A 19118-nucleotide genomic window follows, 5' to 3' on the forward strand; every position below is an offset into this window, starting at 1 on the left:
TCAGCTTAAATGTAATTATATCACTAAGATGATTTTTCTCGGATATACAAAAGAAAACTGTACTTTTTCCTCCAGCAAGGTCAGCGAACGAACGGGATAAAAGCAAAATAACTCAATGTCGCCAGCGCCCCAAGACCAATCGACCAAATGCCGGTCGTTTTGCTGCCATTCACATAAGCAAAAAAGCCTAAAACTGCAGCAATAGGCCCCAGAACAATGGACCACATAAACAATGAGGCAATTCCCGCAGCCAGACCAACATAGCCAGAAATACGACCACTATTGTTTATAACTTGCTCTTCACCCTTGACCTCATGTCGAGTCGCAACTGAGCCGGGAGCAACCTCTGCTGCATATTCCTCACGATCATTACGGCGCTTGGCAGATCGTTCATGAATGTGACGGGGGTAATCTACACGTTTGCGGCTAACATGCTCTTCATTCTGATGCTTGTCGTTTTCATGATCTTCCATAATAAACTGCACCTCCAAATGCAAAATGAATCGCGTAATAAAATTTACACGGACTTCGGTTTAAAAGTGTGGCAACAGGTTGCGGCTGACGTGTCGGCCTTATCACGTTCTTCTGAACTGAAGCTTTCCCCCGCATATTCTTCTTTAAATTTTTTTCCGGCATGACCATCAACTTCAATCATGATCAAATCTGCCTTGCACAAGTTGTTTTCTCCCCAATAATGGCAATTGGCTACGCTACACTTAACGATTGGCTTGGCCTCTTGGCTCATGATCATCACCTCGGATTCATTGTCCCCCCGCTATCCTGCACCTATGCGTTTATGGTATATGGCAGTTGGTGACATACGAAAAAAGCCGCTTCCTTCACCTCCTCCAAAATGGCAGGAAGCAAGTAGAAAACGGCTTGCTTGTCTTGTTTTAGTTTTTGATTAGAAATGATCTTCCCCGTTGAATGCTTTAGGCATGAGTACGGCGAGTCTGCATCCGGCGCTGAGTCAAATAGTCACTTTCATAATAAGTCAGATCATCACGCAATTCTTCAAAATTTTTCGTAATGTCCATGATCACTTCGCGAGCGGCTGGTACCGGCGTTTTACGGAAGCGGATAGCATCTTGTCCCGTATACGCATAGCGTCCATCCTCTGCGTAAGATTCATTTTTGGGATAAAAAAAGCTGTTCACGCAGTCATGGTAAACGTTATACAATGCCTTTTCCGCAAAATCGACGTCAAAATTGGCACGGCGTAAAGCCACGCCCAACTTTTCATAAGATACTTCGGAAAAAACAAGGACATGACGGAGATCCGACAAAAAGCCTTTGTAAAAGAGCACGGACTCCTCATTGCTATCTGCAGCCAGTTGCGGCAGAGCATGCTCATTGAGGAATGTTTCCACCCGTTTCACGGCAGTTTTCAGTCTCTCCTGCGCCGACTCACATAATTTTTGTACGTTGACTGCTGACATCAAGGCAGCTCCCCCTTATTTGTTGCTTGTTCATCAATTTGGTTACCCGAAAATAGTCCCTTCTAACCGAAAGAGCTGTAATTTTCAGTATTTATCCTACCACAAATAAGCATTGAAAGGTATAAAAACATGCCAACCTCCTCACGCTAAACCATAAATTTATGATTACTCAAGGAGGACGGTCCCATGTCTCGGCGAAAATGGTTAAAACCCCTGCTAGGAGCAGCTGCCGGGGTGCTTCTCATCACACTGATGCTGCCTTCCCGTGATCACCGCCATACACCGCAGCCCGAATATACGGCCAAGATGGTGCCACAGCAAGAGAAGCAACTCAAAAAAGGAATGTTGGCTTTGGACCTGTCCGCTACGGATACCCTCACACGCATGGATGCAAGGCAGGATATTCAGTACGTGATGCGGGAACTTGATGGTAAAACTGCTGATCAGAAAAGGGAATTTACCCGCACGCTACAGCAATCGCACAGTCATCTTCATACGTTACAGTGGATTCACACAAGCGACGGGAATACGAACACCTACACGGGCAGCAAAGCACAAACTCGTCTGCTCAGTCATCCTCAAATTAAAAGCAGCTTGGCTGCGGCTCGCCGTTCCGTCATGCAAAATAAATCCTACGAATCTGCTGCATTTCAGGCTGAAGGCGGTAAATATTTTGTCATGGCAGAACCATCGGCTGACGGAACATGCGGCGTTGCTGCTCTGGTCAGTCAGCAAGTATTGCGTGACGTGGAGAAGCATCAGCGGAAAAATTTGCGTTTGATTCCCTATCCAAAAGAAGGCAGCTACAAAATCGAATCCGTACATCCCGACACATTGCACGATATTACTGTCAAGACGGGCCACGACAACGAAAATGCAAGCCATTATTTTGAAAATGAAATTGTCGTTCGCTTCCATCATAATCCTGATTCACGACAACTGCAGGAAATTGCAGCAGATTTACACTGTGCGCCAGGCCGCAAGCTTGGTTATACCTATGTATTTCATTCGGATAAGATGAACTTTAAGGAGCTAAAGCAATATTTTTCAAGAAAGTGGAACCCGCTTTATACGGAACCTCACTATATGTATCTAACCAATGAGAGCACACCTATCAAAGCGGACAGCTCTATTCCCAATGATTTGCTCTTTTCCCGCTATCAATGGAATCTGCCGGCAACTGAAACCAACCGAGGTTGGAAATTAAGCAAAGGCAGCAAGGACGTAATTGTCGCTGTCGTAGATACGGGAGTAGATTTGGATCACCCCGACCTAAAAGGTCAAATCCTTTCAGGTCATAACGTGGTAAACCCGTCTGAAAAGCCTTATGATGACGTCGGTCATGGAACGCACGTCGCCGGCATCATTTCTGCCCTCGTGAATAATGGTGAGGGGGTCGCTGGCATGACATGGTACAACAAAGTCATGCCGATCAAGGTACTTGACCAATCCGGCTCCGGTACGACTTACTCGGTTGCAGAAGGTATTATCTGGGCAGCTGATCACGGTGCCAAGGTTATCAATTTAAGTCTGGGCAATTACGCACAAGCTGAATTTTTGCATGATGCGATCAAATACGCCTATGATAAAGATGTCGTATTAATTGCAGCCACAGGCAATGACAATACGGAACGGCCTGGGTATCCAGCAGCGTATCCTGAAGTGTTTGCCGTTTCCGCTACAGATTCTTCTATGCACCGTGCATCCTTTTCTAACTATGGAGATTATGTAGACGTCATGGCTCCAGGTGCAAGTATTGCCAGTACGTACCCAGGGAATCAATATGCTGCACTGTCGGGCACTTCAATGGCCAGTCCCCATGTATCAGCACTTGCTGCCCTGATTCGATCCGTTAACCCCGATCTGACCAACAAAGAGGTTATGGATTTAATGAGAAGCAGCGTAATTGACTTGGGCACACCAGGGCATGACAAATATTTCGGGTATGGTCAAATTGATGTGTATAAAGCGTTGAAAGCAGCACAACGTCCATATGTTCCTTTGCAATTCTATCCACAGCATTTAAGTGACAAGTTAAAATCTATTTTAAAGAAACTGGAAACGTAAGATTCCTTATTGGAAAAAAGCAGCCATGTTGCTCCATGGCTGCTTTTTTGGGCTTTATTAACGCTTGGAACTGCTGCGAACAGGACGCTTGCTATGACTGCGAGTATGACAGCAAGGTTCTCCAGGATCCTTTATACTCACTGGAAATACGTGATGTGGTACAGGTACAATGTGCGTCTGATTAACAATCTCAATTGGATGAACCACAGGCACGACTTGTGGGAAAAATTGATGATTTACAAATTGGATCGGCGGGCACACGATCGGGTCGTAAGGGCAATGACTCATAATGTGCAACTCCTTTCGGTGAATTAGTACAGCATATTAAGAAGGCATGTGCTGTGCTTGGATGTTTACCCCCTAATACAAATATCCCTTATAAAATAGGCTTCCGTTCAACAATGACCGAATGATCAAGCAGTTCGCCCAACAAACGGCACAGTTTGTGAAGACCTGTTATAAGTGTTTCCTTGTCCACATACGAAAAAGAAATACGGATATGATTACTGTCCATACCACCTGCATAGCACACTGCACCAGGTAAAAAGGAAACGCCTTCTCGATCAGCCAGCCGCTCCAATTCTGGAATATCAACATTAGGAGGAAGCTTAATCCACACATTTAAGCCGCCTTCGGGAGCATACCAGCTAACCTCTGGCGGAGCATAGCGCTGGAGCGTATACAATGCGACTGTCAACCGATCCCGCATTTGTTCCCGCAACCAGACAAGATGTCGATCAAGACGGTTCCTGATAAAGGGCAATAGCGCTTTTTGCGTTAATAGAGGGCTCCCCAAATCCGTAGTAGACTTGGCAGCCACCAAACGATCCATTACACTGCCAGTGGCCGCTACACAAGCTATACGGCAGCCGGGAGCAACGGTTTTGCTAAAGCTTTTGATATATATCACATGTCCGGATTGATCATGTGCCTTGATAGAGAGTGGCGGCTTTGTTTTATAGTAGAGGTCAGAAAATGGATCATCCTCAACAATGAGGCAATGATAACTTTGAGCTAGATCCAATAATTGTGTGCGTCTGGCCGTCGTTAAAGTTACTCCGGTAGGATTATGAAAGGTGGGTATCGTGTATATCAGTTTTGGGGGATGAGTATCACAAAGACGCGTGAGGATATCGATCCGCATGCCCTGCTCATCCATCGGAATCATAATTACTTTGGCACCACGACTGGTAAATACATCAATGGCCCCCGTATATGTAGGAGCCTCCATGTAGACAACATCTCCAGAACCAACGAAAGTACGTGCCACCAGGTCAATGCCCTGTTGGGCACCACTGGTCACGAGCAGCTGTTCTGCAACAGTGCATAGGCCACGTTCGTTCAGGTGATCTACAAACACTTCCCTCAGCGCTAAATCACCTTCAAAAGTACCGTATGCTGCCATTGCATCAGGATTTCCAGAGGATAGACGTTGAGTATCAGCGATGATTTCGCGTGTAGGAAGAAGCTCCGGTTGAATTGCTGCTATATGAAAAGAATAGGGAACCTGTCTGCTATGGTTAAAGTTTCTCCATAACTGTGCGCGTGGCAAATAATCGATCAGCGACATTTGCCATGACAAATCCTGCGCTCCCTCACGTTGAACAGCTACCGAAGGCTCTGCTACATAGCAACCTTTTCCCTGTGTACAGGTAACCAGATTAATAGACTCCAGCTCAGCATACGCCTTGCTTACAGTTACGGGACTTACCGCAAGCAAACTGGACAAATGACGGACAGAGGGAAGCTTTGTGCCCTGAGGCAACAGTCCAGACTGGATGCGATCTGCTAATGTTTTGGCAATCTGTGAATATAATTTAACACTGCTATTGCGGCTGAGATCAATATGCATCGGAACCGTCCCCTCCAAAAATCAACTGTTACATTTAGACGTTTACTGTTATACTTCATTATCGATATAATACAACAAATTTCATAGTACAGTATAGAACACAGGAGATGATTGGATTGGAACACAAATTTTCGGGTATGGCTCGTACTCAGGGCTCGTCCATGGTAAGGGACATTTTAAAGCTGACACAGGGAACAGATGTGTTATCTCTGGCAGGCGGCCTTCCTGCCGATGCCTTTTTCCCCATCGAAGCTGTTGCTAAAGCCTATGAGCAGGTATTTCGCCTCGGCGGTACTACCGCTCTTCAATACGGCCTAACCGAGGGCTACATTCCTCTACGGGAACGTCTTGCAGCAATCATGTCATCCCAAGGCATCTCCGTCACCAGAGATAACATCATCATGACGACGGGCTCACAGCAGACCATTGATCTGGTTTCGCGTGTATTGCTCGATCCGCAGGATACTGTATTGGTGGAGTCCCCTACTTATTTGGCAGCTCTTCAGGTATTTAATTCCTATGGTGCCAACATTGTAAGTGTAGATACAGACTCTAACGGTATGCGATTAGAAGATCTTGAAGCCAAGATCAAAAAACATCAGCCTAAATTCGTGTATGTCATCCCAACCTTCTCCAACCCGGCAGGAAGTGTTTGGAGTATGGAACGAAGAACAGGCGTTGTTGAAATATGCCGTAAATACGGCACTTTGATTTTTGAAGATGATCCTTACGGACGTCTTAAATTTGACGAAAACCTTAACTTTCCATCCCTTTTCTCAATCGATCAAGAGCTAGGTGGAGACGGTCATGTGATGTACACTTCTACATTCTCCAAAACCGTCGCTCCTGGTGTTCGATCTGGTTGGCTGGTAGCTAATCAAGCGATTGTCGTTAAAGTCGCCAATGCCAAACAATCTGCCGATCTGCACTCCAGCAGTATTGATCAACGTGCTTTGAATGAGTTATTGGACTTTTTTGACTTGGACGGACATATTCGTACTGTGTCTGCTGAGTACCATACTCGTATGCTACGTCTCACGTCGCTGATGAAAGAACGCCAATGGGAAGGAATCACCTGGAATGATGCACTTGGCGGTATGTTTATGTGGGTTACTTTACCCGAGGGATTCCGTTCTGATCGGTTGCTGCAACTCGCAATTCAGGAAGGAGTGGCATTTGTGCCTGGACAAGTCTTCTATGCTGACCTAAGTGGCAGCAACCATATGCGAATCAACTTCACGCATACGGATCCTTCCTTGCTTCCAAAAGCAGTTGACCGATTGGATCGGGCACTGAAGATGTACACAGAGGAAAGTGTTGTAAACAGCGTGCGATGATGGAGTTGGCAGGACACGTACGTGAGGCCGCTTCACGAATCATTTGATTTTACGATCGCTGTTCCCTCTGATTCGTTTGGAATTTGAATAGCATGTTGGAATCTGGGACAAAGATGTACGCCTCGCCTCCGTAGATTCAAATGCGTTTGCTACGCTGACTACGTGCCTCATTCTCGAACGGTTTTACGGTAGAGAAGTAAAAATTAGGATGAAAGCCCACAGTAATTATGCTGGGGGCTTCATTCTAAGAATGCACTATATCTGCGTAAGTACGGTATGTTAAAAAGGGTGTGCCATCATTCCCACAGGAATATGACACACCCTTTTTAATTCAATAAATACATTTGGATTAAAGGCTTTCATGCAAACAGGTCATTTACAAAAGTTAAATTCATACTTTTTAAGGTGTTGCAGTGGGGAAAGTTTTCCGTAAGCCGGGTTCTGTGCTATTCGTGGTACAGACGGGAACTACCCTCCCACTACAAGCGACAATCATCTATCTAGGCCGAACATTGCTATCCAGCTCCAGCGACCAACCTAGACACGCCTCGGGCTAAGGCTGCTTCGCGAAGAAGCTGTGTCCCATTAGGTCTTGCTCCAGATGGGGTTTACCAGGAACGAAGTCACCAGCGTTCCTCGGGGTCTCTTACACCTCGGTTCCATCCTTGCCTGTGCCGCAAGCGGCCATCGGCGGTCCATTTCTGTGGCACTATCCTTCAACTCGCGCTGACTGGACGTTATCCAGCATCCTGCCCTATGGAGCCCGGACTTTCCTCTCGCGGCTTACGCCACCAGCGATTGTCTGTCAAACTTTCCGAACAACATTACATAGTATACAGGGAACGCGCGCATGATACAACCCTGAAAATATTGTAAAACGTATAGATCTCTGTTTACTTGCCCAAATAAAACGGATGTACCTTTCTCTGCAATGAATCATCCGCCACATAATAAGCAGACCTTCCCACGTATAGCGGGATAGAAAGCTTACTAAAATCAGGAACGTCCTCATCTAGGAACAGTTCATCATCTCGGTAGGTCTGCTGTATTTCACCGACGATCCAATCATGATCTCCATAGGTATGAATATCCACGACTTTACACTCATAAGCAAGATAAGCCTCCAGCAATATAGGCACATTGACTGAAATTCCATCCTCATATGCAATGCCAAACTGCTGAAACTTATCTACATCTTTACCACTAAAGGTACCTACAGCCTGAATCCATTCCGATCTGTGCGCAGGCAGAAACTGAATACCAAAGCCTCCGCTTTTCTCGATCAGTCCGTGAGAATATGTTTCCTTCCTCAGTGAAATGCCATACATGCCCGGTGATGATCCGATATAGGTATGCCAGCCTGAGGCCATTACATTATTTTCCCCCTCATAGCGGGAAGTAACAACAGCGACCATGCCTGGATAGGCATGAATTGCAGAATCAGCTATCAGCGTCCGCATAGAACCTCTCCCTACGAAAAAAATAATAGAACATCTTCATTTTCTCATAGATGTTGATATTTTACAAAAATTGAAAAGGCTCGGTTTCTACCTGAGATACATGTACTTCCGTTGAATAACGACCTTCTGTCAAGCGTTTGCGCATCCATTCTGCGGTTTTAGGCTTCATAATCTTTTCAGCATTATGTCCAGGGTCAATAATAGCAATCCCCGCCATCAGGGCATCGTGAGCCGTATGGTAGTCAATATCCCCTGTGACCAATACATCAGCACCTTTGAAAAGCGACTTATTCACATAGCGGCTGCCTGAGCCCCCAAGCACGGCTGCCTTTTTGATCATACGGTCCAAGTCGCCCACCACACGTACATGCTCGACCTTGAGGCCATTTTTCACAACATCGACAAACTCCCGTAGCGTGCGAGTTTCCTTAAGCTTGCCCACCCGTCCCAAACCAAAGGAACGGCCCTGCAAATCCATGTGATACAGGTCATAAGCCACCTCTTCATAAGGATGAGCCTTCAGCATCGCTTGAATGACTTTGTTGCGTACAGCCTGCGGTACAATGGTTTCAATACGAACCTCTTCGCTACGTTCCATTTTGCCCGGCTCACCCAAAAACGGCTGTGTGCCTTCACCCGGCACAAAAGTTCCATAGCCGTCAATGTTAAAGCTGCAATGGCTGTAGTTGCCGATATGTCCAGCTCCCGCCCCCAGTATGGCATCCAGTACCCGTTGATGATGTGTTTTTGGTACGAAAACAACAAGCTTGAATAATTGCTCGGTGTGAACATCCTCCAGCGTACCTTCACTTTGAATACCCAGTGCTTCTGCCATCCAGTCATTCATGCCGTCCTCAGCTGTATCCAGATTCGTATGACTGATGTAGACAGCAATATCATTCTTGATTAGTTTTTCATACAATCTACCCGCAGGCTGATCTGTGTTCAAAGCTTTAAGTGGGCGGAATATAATTGCATGATGCGCAATAATGAGGTCAGCTTTTATGCGGATTGCCTCTTCGACAACCTCATCATTAACATCCAGGGCTACTAATATGCTTTTGATTTCCTTTTGCAGACTACCCAGCTGAAGCCCAATTCTATCGTCCGGAACTGCCAAGTATTTCGGAGCCAGCTGCTCCATATAGCTAATTACTGTCTGTCCTTTGGCAAACATGCAAGTACCTCCTCTAGCTGTTCAATTTGCTTGCGCAATTGCTCCCGCTTATGCTGTGCGGATTCCTGATCTGATCGTGCCACTTGTGCCAGCACATCCTCAAGCTTGCGAATCTCCAATTTCCATTTATAAAAAAAGATTTCATTCGGTGCTTTGACCAATAGTGGTCCGAGTTGCATCAACAAATCCGGTGTCAGTACCAGCGAACTATCGGGAATTTTCCATGGTTGATACAGCGCATCCTGTTTCAGTGGGCTTACCGAATCAGGTACTGCCGTCAGAATCTCATATATTTTCCCGTCTTCTTCCATAATATGTTCACTTGTTAGTACCCATTGATGTTCGATGAGCCAACGGCGTAAGATATCCTCTCCTACGTTAGGTTGTAGAACAAGTTGTTTCACTGAAACAAGCTTGTCTTTCCCTTGCTCTAAAATGGTAGCGATCAAGGCACCACCCATCCCGGCTATCGTAATAACATCAACTTCATCGACCTTAATTACAGCCAAGCCATCTCCCTTTCTAACCGCAATGCGATCCGTGAGACCTGCTTCGGCCACCTGCTTTTGAGCCGCACGCAACGGTCCATCATTGACTTCACCCGCCACAGCTTGCGGTACTCTGCCACTACGCACTGCGGCCACGGGGAGTAGTCCATGATCCGAGCCAATATCCGCAAGTCTGCTCCCGGCAGGAATTTGTTCCATAATATATTGTAATCGTTGAGAAAGTTTCATAACGTCACCCACGTAATCCATTTTTTTCGAGTCCAAAATAAAATTCCAACAACAAATGCCAACTTCAGTAGGCTGTAAAACACCACATCTCCCGCCGCTTGATGGCGCAGGATAATCGTGTCTGCTTCAGCCATGAATGCTAGTGTCATGCCTATAGCGAAATAAACCAAAGCGAGACGCGGAAAGCGGCGATGTACCCACCAGCTTAACCAGATCAACAATACTGCGTGCAAAATCCAAAATGCCTCAAGCATCACTAAAGTTGCTGTAGGCCAGAAGCGGCCTATAAGGATCGCGTACACTAAAAGTAGCCCAGCAATGCCACAGTAATGAAGTAAGCTGTTGCGCAAAGTTAATCCCACAAGACACCATACCACACCGCATAGGCCTACGAGCAAAAGAAACCAAACCTTAGCTTCACCTTGATGGAGCTGAATGATCCATACACCCGAACCCAACATAATCGCACTGCCTAAAGTGCTCAACATCGCGCTCATACTCTTTTCAGAAGACCGCCAAAATGCGGCCACTCCATAGCAAATCGTAGTAACTGCACTCGCCGAGAATATTTGCATTGCCAACGGAAAAGCGGTAAAATAAAAACCGATCAAACAAATGCAGGAAATAATGACAAAACCAAGAAGCCAGGCGATCCCATGCCCGTGTCTAAGATATGTAAGCAGCCCGGTGTTGTTACGGTTCTGGCTCTGCGACGGATCTTCGTCCTCCCGATACAGGTTAGACAAAAAATCGCAATATTGCTCAGGGAGCAGCCGACTTCGCCGCCAATGCTCAATTTCATGTAACAGTATTGCCCGCTTTTTCTCCTGGTCCAAGCTTCTTCCCCTCCACCAAGGCTGCCATGAGATAAAAAAAGACCTCCTGCGCGCTTCAAGCCGCAGAAGGTCCGCAATGTAACGCTTCTATTCGAGGAAATCCTTCAGTCGCTTACTGCGGCTTGGATGGCGCAACTTACGTAGCGCTTTGGCCTCAATCTGACGAATACGTTCACGTGTAACACCGAACACTTTACCCACTTCTTCAAGGGTTCTGGTTCTTCCGTCGTCCAAACCAAAGCGGAGACGCAAAACATTCTCTTCCCGTTCGGTTAACGTATCCAGTACATCCTCGAGCTGTTCCTTCAGAAGTTCATAGGCAGCCGCATCTGCAGGCGCCAACGCTTCTTGATCCTCAATGAAATCCCCCAGATGTGAGTCATCCTCTTCACCAATTGGTGTTTCCAATGAAACCGGTTCTTGGGCAATTTTCATAATTTCCCGTACTTTTTCCACGCTCAGCTCCATCTCGGCAGCCACTTCCTCCGGCGTAGGTTCGCGCCCCAGCTCTTGCAACAGTTGACGCGATACGCGAATCAGCTTGTTGATCGTTTCCACCATATGCACCGGAATACGAATCGTTCTCGCCTGATCGGCTATTGCGCGCGTAATGGCCTGACGAATCCACCAGGTTGCATACGTACTGAATTTAAAGCCTTTTTCGTAATCAAATTTTTCTACTGCCTTAATCAAACCCATATTACCTTCCTGAATCAGATCCAGGAAAAGCATTCCGCGACCAACATAACGTTTGGCAATACTTACAACCAGACGCAAGTTCGCTTCTGCCAACCGGCGCTTAGCTTCTTCATCGCCGTTATTGATCCGTTTGGCAAGCTCCACCTCATCATCAGCAGAAAGCAACGGTACACGACCGATTTCTTTCAAGTACATCCGGACTGGGTCATTAATTTTAATACCGGGAGGCAGGCTCAGATCGTCATCGAAATTAAAATCATCCCCATCATTGTTTTCCGGGTCGTCATTTTGACGCAATCTGGTAACTTCTTCGTCGTTGTCATTCACAACCTCAATCCCCAAGTCACCCAGCTGCTCATAAAACTCATCCATTTGCTCGGGGTCCTGATCAAACGGCGATAGTTTTTCCATGATATCTTTGTAGTTCAGAGAAGAACTTTTTTTACCCAACTCAATCAGTTGATCTTTAACCTGATCCAGTGTTAGTTCCGTCTCCAGTTCAGTATGCTGATCATTCGCCATCTTTCGACTCCCTCCTCCCTAGAAACATCCGACCTCTGTGTGTTCATTGTCTCTCTAGGGCTATAATCTCACTTGCAATTTGTGCTGCGCGCAGAAAGTCACCTAAGCGCTCAGCGGCTCTCATTTCTTCCCTCTTCAAATCCAGTTGCTCCTGCAATGGAAATTTTCGCACTTGATGAATATAATCATCCAAAATGTGCGGTGCCCATACGCCTGGAGCATCCATCATCATGATCGAACTTACGTTCTTCTCCAGTCGGTCGTCTTGCAAAGATGAAATAAAACGGCTTGTATCCGGTAACTTCCCTTGCGCGTAATAGGCATATAGATAAGCAGCAATTGCTGCATGATCCTCAATATTAAAGGCGTCGCCCAGATGCTTTTCTACATACTCTGCAGCTTCTAAATCCTGCATCATCCAGTGAAGCAGTCTGCGTTCAGCCACATGGTAAGCCGGCAACAGATTAGGTGTGGAGACCTGCCCTTTTTTATGCCTACCATTATTCCACCCATTTTCGTTATTATCCCCAAAGTTCTGTTTTTTTTGCAGGGATTGACGCAGTAAATTGCATTCTTGCTTCAAGGTTTCAAAATCCACCTTGACTTCGGCTGACACTTCGCGCAGATACACTTCCCGCTCGGTCGGGGATGACAGAGGTGCAATGACATTTAATGCTTCGCGGGAATACGCGATTCTTCCTTCTTCCTCTTGCAGTATATGGTTTTTTTTCAGATATATAAGCTTAAATTTCACCGTTGAAACAGCACTTTCGATAATTTGGCGCTGGAATCGTTCGCCGCCGTATTGCCGGATAAAATCATCCGGGTCCATACCGTCACTGACCAGCGCTACTTTCACGTGAAGCCCCGCATTTTCCAACAGCGGAAAATTTTTAAGCGCAGCAGCTTGTCCTGCCCGGTCACCATCATAACAAATAATGACCTCGTCGCACAGTCCTTTTAACATCGTAGCATGGTGCTCTGTTAGAGCAGTGCCCATGGCGGCCACCCCATTTTGTACGCCAGCTTCCCATGCCGAGATGACATCACCGTAGCCTTCAAAAAGAACACTTTGGCGAAGCTTGCGAATTGAGGTTTTAGCATGATGGAGATTGTACAGCGTTCGGCTCTTATTGAATAGCTTGGTCTCCGGTGAATTCAAATACTTCGGCTGTCCCTCACCAAGTATACGGCCTGCAAAGGCAATAACTTTTCCGTTGCGATTCCAAATGGGAAACATGATACGATCTCTGAATCGATCCACATATCCATCACCCTCATGCCGGGGAGAAATAAGCCCTCCCTTTTCCATCTCCACGGGATCAAAAGAACGCTTATCCAGAAACTGAACGATCGTATCCCATCGGTTGGGTGCATAGCCAATTTGAAATTGATCAATGATCTTGTCACTGAATCCTCGTGAGCGCAAGTATTCCATAGCTGGTTTGCCGTGCTCCGTATTTTTAAGCAAAAAATGGTACATCTTAGAAGTTAACTCATACGCTTGCAACAGCCTGTCCAACTCAGGATGCTGATGCGATGAATCACGTCCCTGCCATTCGCCGAGCGGGATATGACTTTCTTCTGCCATTGTCCTGACAGCTTCGGGAAAGGATAGTCCTTCGATTTCCATCATAAACTTGATGGCATTGCCTCCCGCGCCGCAGCCGTAGCAGTAAAAAATCTGACGATCCGGTGTCACGGTGAATGAAGGGGTTTTTTCGGAATGAAAAGGACAGAGGCCTTTCATATATTTCCCCTGCTTGGTCAAATGCACGTACTTGCTTACCGTATCTACAATATCATGATGTTGTAAAACTGACTCAATGATATCGTCCGGTATGTTACCTTGTCCGGCACTCATATTAACCACCTTCATCTCTTTAGCACGTAAATATAATTCGATACCGTTACTCATTCTCCTGCAAGCGAAGTAAAAGTTTTGTCAGTTTATGTTGAAAAACTTCACGATCCTCTAATGAAAACGGTTTAGGGCCTTTTCCATAACGTCCTTTTTTCCGTTCTTTGGCAGAAGTATGACGTCGGTCAAGCATGAAATCTATCGAATCGTTTCGATACATAGCTCCGCGAAAAGACATCACTTCACAACCTTTTGCCAAGGCAAGTGCAGCAAGACCATAATCATTGGTGGTTACAATATCTCCGCGGCGGATATGATTGGCAATATAGAGATCGGCACTTTGGTCGCTTCGGTCTACTTTAACGACGCTTACACCTTTGCTGCCCTGAATGAGATGATCATATGAAGATACCATAATAACCTCAATATGAAAACGGGAAGCTATCTCCGCAATTTCACTTTTAACAGGACAAGCGTCCCCGTCAACAACGATCCTCACACCCAGTAAAGTTCCGGTTCCCCCCATAAGCATCCCCCATCCGCATTCGAGTAAAATACGGAACGGCTGCAAGATTACTCTTACACCGTTCCGTATATTTATACCCATTTTTTCAAGTTGTTCATACTACCACAACTGACGTTTAAACTACAAGCTTGGAAAAATCGGCAAAACACTTCAGTTCTGAGTCAATAACAGCCAGCAATGCCAAACGATTATTACGAACAGCGTCATCCTCAGCCATAACCATAACGGAATCAAAGAACGCCGTTACCGCAGGGGTAATGGATGAAGCTAGCGCTAACGCCCGTGTCGCATCACCTTCCTGTAAAGCTACGCTGTAAGATTCATAAGCGCTATACCATGCTTCGTAAAGCGTTTTTTCGCCTTGTTCCGTAAACTCACCCGTATTAACTGATTTATGCACTGCTTTAGCAGCCAGATTACCTACACGATTAAAGGACTCAACTGTTGCTTTGAATACCTCACCTGTTTGTACGGCAGTCATTAACGCAGCTCCACGGTTAACAACGGAAGCAACGTCGTCATATCCAGCTGCAAGCACAGCATCCACAACGTCATAACGAAGTGTCTCAGACAATAGTTTCTTCACGCGTAATCCAAAAAACTCATGTAATTCTTTACGTATTTCATCCGCGGAACGTTTCATATTTCCAAGATTGCCGTGCACATCGAGCGCGATATTGAACACATCAGACAACGTAGCTGAAAGCTTACGATCCAACAAAATCTGCACAATACCTGCTGCCTGGCGACGAAGCGCGTAAGGGTCCTGTGAACCTGTTGGAATAATACCGATGGAGAAGCAGCCTGTAATAGTATCTATCTTGTCTGCGATACTTACAATCGCTCCAGCATTCGTTGAAGGAACCGTTTCTCCTGCATAACGCGGCTGGTAATGCTCAAACACCGCTCTTGCCACTTCTTCCTTCTCTCCAGCCTTATGAGCATAATCCTCACCCATCACACCTTGCAGTTCCGGGAACTCATATACCATTTGTGTTACCAGGTCAAATTTACAAATATCCGCTGCTCGACTAACCGATTCCTGTGTATCTGGAGAAACGCGAAGCTTCTCTGCCAGAGCATCAGCAATACGGCGGATCCGGCGCACTTTGTCTCCAACCGTTCCCAGCTCTTCGTGGAAGACGATACTTTCCAGTTTGGAGAGTGCATCCTTAATTTCCAGCTTCTGATCTTCTTCATAAAAGAATTTGGCATCAGACAGCCGCGCACGCAATACTTTTTCATTCCCTTTAGCAATGACTTCCAGCGATTGACTTCCTCCGTTACGTACCGTAACAAAATATGGCAGTAGCTCTCCTGTGCGATCCAGCACTGGGAAATAGCGTTGATGTTCACGCATGGAAGTAATGAGTACATCCTTCGGAATGTTCAGGAACGCAGGATCAAAACCTCCGAACAGTACTGTTGGAGTTTCCACCAAATACAGCACTTCTTCCAGCAAATCATCTTTTACCGCAATCGTCCAATCTTTTTCGGCAGCCAGCGCTTCAATCTGCTTCACGATAAGCGATTGACGTTCCTCAATGTCCACAATGACATGCTGCTTGCGAAGCACTTCAACATAGTCGGCTGGACTTTCTACTACGGCATCCTGTCCCAGGAAACGATGCCCTCTTGTCACATTTCCTGACTGCACGCCGGCAATCTCCAAATTAACAATATCGTTACCAAACAAGGCAATCAACCAGCGGATCGGACGAACAAATTTAAAGTCATAACTCGCCCAGCGCATAAATTTTGGGAATGTCATGGCATGTAAAATGTGCAATAAACCTTCGGACAGTACATCCGCCGTTGGAACACCTATGCTGCTCTTAGTTGCGTAAATATATTCCACGCCTCCAAGCTCCTTGAACGTGAACTGTTCAGGATCAACACCTTGGCTGCGAGCAAAGCCCAGTGCAGCCTTGCTCCAGTTACCAGCTTCGTCTAGTGCGATTTTGCGGGAAGGACCTTTAACCTCTTCGTTAATATCTTCTTGCTTCTCCGCTACTTCCTTCACAAGTACCGCCAAACGGCGAGGTGTAGCATAAGCCTCTACAGCACCATAAGCAATACGCGAGCTGTCAAGCCACGCCGTCATACGCTGCTTCAACTGCTGAATCGCATTCGGGATAAAACGTGCAGGGACTTCTTCCAATCCGATCTCAAACAATAAATCCTTAGACATTTGCCGCACCTCCTTTCTTCAACAGCGGGAAGCCCAGCTTCTCGCGCTCCTCCAGATAGGTCGCAGCCACCTGACGCGCCAAATTACGCACTCGTATAATAAACCCAGTCCGTTCCGTCACACTGATCGCTCCGCGAGCGTCCAGCAAGTTGAACGCATGAGAACATTTCAGCACATAATCATAGGCTGGAAATACAAGATGCTGCGCCATCGCTTTATTTGCCTCTTCTTCGTACATATTGAAAAGAGTAAAGAGCATTTTGACGTCAGATACTTCGAACGTATACTTGGAATGCTCAAATTCAGGCTGGTGGAAGACATCACCGTACGTGATTCCGTTGACCCACTCCAAATCGAACACATTCTCCTTGTCCTGGATGTAGGAAGCAAGACGCTCCATACCGTACGTGATTTCTACGGCAACCGGACTGGCATCAATACCGCCCACTTGCTGGAAATAGGTAAACTGGGTAATTTCCATACCGTCCAGCCATACTTCCCAACCTAAGCCCCACGCTCCCAACGTCGGTGCTTCCCAGTTGTCTTCAACGAAACGAATATCATGCTCCAGAGGGTTAATGCCTAAACGGCTCAAACTCTCCAAATACAATTCCTGAATGTTATCCGGCGAAGGCTTCAAAACTACTTGGAACTGATGATGCTGATACAGGCGATTTGGGTTCTCACCATAACGTCCGTCTGACGGACGACGAGAAGGCTCAACATAAGCTACATTCCACGGCTCAGGTCCGATCGAACGTAAATACGTCATCGGGTTCATCGTGCCTGCCCCTTTTTCCGTGTCATACGGCTGTACAATAATACAGTTGTGTTCAGCCCAAAATTGTTGCAGCGTTAAAATCATCTGCTGAAAATTCATTGGTACACGCTCCCTTTCCAATTCCCTCAAATGTTGGTGATTTCTTCTCATTTAAGCTCGTATGTACAGGGCTATTTTATCTCAAGAGCCTTGTTAGAGACAGCAAAAAGCCCCCGCCTCTACGCCTGTACAGACGTAGGGACGAGAGCTGACTCCCGCGGTTCCACCCTACTTGATTGCGATCCTATATCACCAATCAGATCGTAATCCTCTTTTCCGTGTCCAATCAGACGCTCCCGAGTGCCTTGTTCACGAAGAATTCCCGCTGGGCTTACACCGTCCCCAACTCGCTAATAACAGAGAATACATCCCGCTACTTTCTCGTTCAATGCATCTGCTCCCGAAGGAGATATATAGTAGGATATTACACGGTTTCAGCAATACAGTCAAGAGAATAGGGCGTTTCACATATCGTACTTGTCGAGCTGATCCAAAAAATTGCGGGATTTTAGCTTGACCTCCAACTGCATATCCATGAACTGACGCATGACATGTTTGATCTCCAGCTTAGTGGAGTCCTTCACGTCAATGTTGCCGAGCCGATTCAAATCCATTCTGGCGAACAAGCGCAGCAACTTCAGTGTACGTGGAGTCACGCTTAATGCAGCTGGATCAAAATGCTTGTAGCTCCGACACAAAACTCCGCCCAGCCTCGGACTGACGAACATATCCTCATCAGCACATTGTTGACCACTTGAAATACATGCATCAAGCTGAGGAGCATATCCGGCCGCCTGCAATATTTTAAATTCATAAATACTCATGACGATCAGCGGATCTTTGCCACTCTCGAGCGCCTCCAAACATGCTTTTAGCTGCTTAAACCAGAACGCACCTGTTTCCTCATCCTGTAACACCCGATCGAGTAATTCACAAGCATAAGAAGCGTAAGCAGCCTTAGTAATATCTTCGCGTAATGTATGGTGGGATTGGATGATTTCACCGGCATTCAACGTGCCTAAGCCTGTATTTCGAAAAAAAACGAATTCACCGTACGTAAACGGCTGCGTTAAAGCAGCGTGACGGCTTTTGGACTTTTTTGCACCTCTGACCAGCACGCCTGCTTTACCTCCGCTTTCGGTGCAAAGCGTAATAATTTTGTTCCCCTCACCGTAATCCATGCTGCGGATGACGATTCCTTCCACCCTGTAAAGCATGCCTCTTCCCCCAAACATTCGCGAAGAAGCCAGTGGCTTGTACTATTCACGGGCTTCTTCATGCTCGTCCGACTCTCCTTCATCCGTATCTTGCTCCCTTGTCATGGCGCTCTCCCGGTATAACAGATACGCACCGACATCTCCAGTCATCGCAAAATACTTCCACGAAAAATCTCGCAATCGTATTCATCCTCTCTTCGGAAATGACGTTTGCATCTCAAAATTAGGATGATGCGAAGAGAAGGCAAGTATGCGATGAAATAAATGGATTGCGTTAAAAAAGGCTGCTGTATGTAGAATGGAATACGCTTCGCAAATGATTTGATCTTACGATCGCTGGTACCCCCGAATTTATTTGAATGTAAAACATACAAAGG

At 46.3% G+C, this 19118-nt stretch carries 18 protein-coding genes and 1 other RNA gene; 2 read left to right on the top strand and 17 right to left on the bottom strand.

What is annotated here, in order from left to right; all coding sequences use genetic code 11:
- Positions 1–80: 80 nt before the first annotated feature.
- The 3 genes from MKX46_RS06320 to MKX46_RS06330 form a co-directional block, all read right to left on the bottom strand.
- A complete protein-coding gene (locus MKX46_RS06320) occupies positions 81–473 on the bottom strand; it encodes a hypothetical protein (RefSeq protein ID WP_322251723.1) in 393 nt (130 codons plus the stop codon).
- Positions 474–517: 44 nt separating this feature from the next.
- Entirely contained in the window at positions 518–745 is a 228-nt protein-coding gene (locus tag MKX46_RS06325; RefSeq protein WP_029517777.1) for a DUF1540 domain-containing protein, read from the bottom strand.
- A 187-nt stretch (positions 746–932) separates the two neighbouring features.
- Positions 933–1439 (bottom strand): YpuI family protein, encoded by a 507-nt coding sequence (locus MKX46_RS06330; protein WP_341071001.1) that lies wholly within the window; start codon positions 1437–1439, stop codon positions 933–935.
- Positions 1440–1625: 186 nt separating this feature from the next.
- Here MKX46_RS06330 and MKX46_RS06335 point away from each other — a divergent pair, with 186 nt between their 5' ends.
- Positions 1626–3506 carry a S8 family peptidase gene (locus MKX46_RS06335; RefSeq protein ID WP_341039648.1) on the top strand — a complete coding sequence of 627 codons (1881 nt, stop codon included), beginning with the start codon at positions 1626–1628 and terminating at the stop codon, positions 3504–3506.
- A 57-nt stretch (positions 3507–3563) separates the two neighbouring features.
- Here the strand turns inward: MKX46_RS06335 and MKX46_RS06340 are convergent, their stop codons facing one another.
- Both MKX46_RS06340 and pdxR read right to left on the bottom strand, forming a co-directional pair.
- A complete protein-coding gene (locus MKX46_RS06340) occupies positions 3564–3794 on the bottom strand; it encodes a hypothetical protein (RefSeq protein WP_080658632.1) in 231 nt (76 codons plus the stop codon).
- Between the two features lie 88 nt (positions 3795–3882).
- Positions 3883–5358, bottom strand: a complete 1476-nt coding sequence (gene pdxR, locus MKX46_RS06345) for a MocR-like pyridoxine biosynthesis transcription factor PdxR (RefSeq protein ID WP_341039649.1) — start codon at positions 5356–5358, stop codon at positions 3883–3885.
- Positions 5359–5474: 116 nt separating this feature from the next.
- On the opposite strand from pdxR, the gene MKX46_RS06350 reads away from it, so the two are divergent.
- Positions 5475–6695: an aminotransferase-like domain-containing protein gene (locus MKX46_RS06350; protein WP_318627855.1), complete on the top strand. Its 1221-nt coding sequence runs from the start codon at positions 5475–5477 to the stop codon at positions 6693–6695.
- Positions 6696–7110: 415 nt separating this feature from the next.
- Here the strand turns inward: MKX46_RS06350 and rnpB are convergent.
- The 12 genes from rnpB to MKX46_RS06410 form a co-directional block, all read right to left on the bottom strand.
- An RNA gene (gene rnpB, locus MKX46_RS06355) (RNase P RNA component class A) lies at positions 7111–7509 on the bottom strand.
- Between the two features lie 79 nt (positions 7510–7588).
- Positions 7589–8155 (bottom strand): flavin reductase family protein, encoded by a 567-nt coding sequence (locus tag MKX46_RS06360; protein WP_029517782.1) that lies wholly within the window; start codon positions 8153–8155, stop codon positions 7589–7591.
- 61 nt (positions 8156–8216) lie between these two features.
- On the bottom strand, positions 8217–9332 hold the full coding sequence (locus MKX46_RS06365) for a Nif3-like dinuclear metal center hexameric protein (protein ID WP_341071002.1): 1116 nt from the start codon (positions 9330–9332) through the stop codon (positions 8217–8219).
- Complete coding sequence (locus MKX46_RS06370; RefSeq protein WP_029517784.1) at positions 9308–10069, bottom strand: tRNA (adenine(22)-N(1))-methyltransferase; 762 nt, start codon at positions 10067–10069, stop codon at positions 9308–9310. Before MKX46_RS06370 ends, MKX46_RS06365 begins: the two co-directional genes overlap by 25 nt.
- Complete coding sequence (locus MKX46_RS06375; RefSeq protein ID WP_029517785.1) at positions 10066–10905, bottom strand: hypothetical protein; 840 nt, start codon at positions 10903–10905, stop codon at positions 10066–10068. Before MKX46_RS06375 ends, MKX46_RS06370 begins: the two co-directional genes overlap by 4 nt.
- 87 nt (positions 10906–10992) lie before the next feature.
- Positions 10993–12126, bottom strand: coding sequence for an RNA polymerase sigma factor RpoD (gene rpoD, locus MKX46_RS06380; RefSeq protein WP_007431230.1), 1134 nt, complete (start codon positions 12124–12126; stop codon positions 10993–10995).
- 43 nt (positions 12127–12169) lie between these two features.
- Entirely contained in the window at positions 12170–14044 is a 1875-nt protein-coding gene (dnaG, locus tag MKX46_RS06385) for a DNA primase (RefSeq protein ID WP_029517786.1), read from the bottom strand.
- On the bottom strand, positions 14037–14513 hold the full coding sequence (locus MKX46_RS06390) for a YaiI/YqxD family protein (RefSeq protein ID WP_029517787.1): 477 nt from the start codon (positions 14511–14513) through the stop codon (positions 14037–14039). Before MKX46_RS06390 ends, dnaG begins: the two co-directional genes overlap by 8 nt.
- A gap of 115 nt (positions 14514–14628) precedes the next feature.
- The gene (gene glyS, locus MKX46_RS06395; protein ID WP_340932673.1) at positions 14629–16704 is read right to left on the bottom strand and encodes a glycine--tRNA ligase subunit beta; all 2076 of its coding nucleotides are present in this window, start codon (positions 16702–16704) and stop codon (positions 14629–14631) included.
- Complete coding sequence (gene glyQ, locus MKX46_RS06400) at positions 16697–17584, bottom strand: glycine--tRNA ligase subunit alpha (RefSeq protein ID WP_023989480.1); 888 nt, start codon at positions 17582–17584, stop codon at positions 16697–16699. Before glyQ ends, glyS begins: the two co-directional genes overlap by 8 nt.
- A 404-nt stretch (positions 17585–17988) precedes the next feature.
- On the bottom strand, positions 17989–18741 hold the full coding sequence (gene recO / locus MKX46_RS06405; RefSeq protein ID WP_013311133.1) for a DNA repair protein RecO: 753 nt from the start codon (positions 18739–18741) through the stop codon (positions 17989–17991).
- A 42-nt stretch (positions 18742–18783) separates the two neighbouring features.
- Positions 18784–18921 carry a YqzL family protein gene (locus tag MKX46_RS06410; protein WP_080658633.1) on the bottom strand — a complete coding sequence of 46 codons (138 nt, stop codon included), beginning with the start codon at positions 18919–18921 and terminating at the stop codon, positions 18784–18786.
- Positions 18922–19118: the final 197 nt, after the last annotated feature.

It is taken from the genome of Paenibacillus sp. FSL P4-0113 (assembly GCF_038009305.1).
GTDB lineage: Bacteria > Bacillota > Bacilli > Paenibacillales > Paenibacillaceae > Paenibacillus > Paenibacillus polymyxa_D.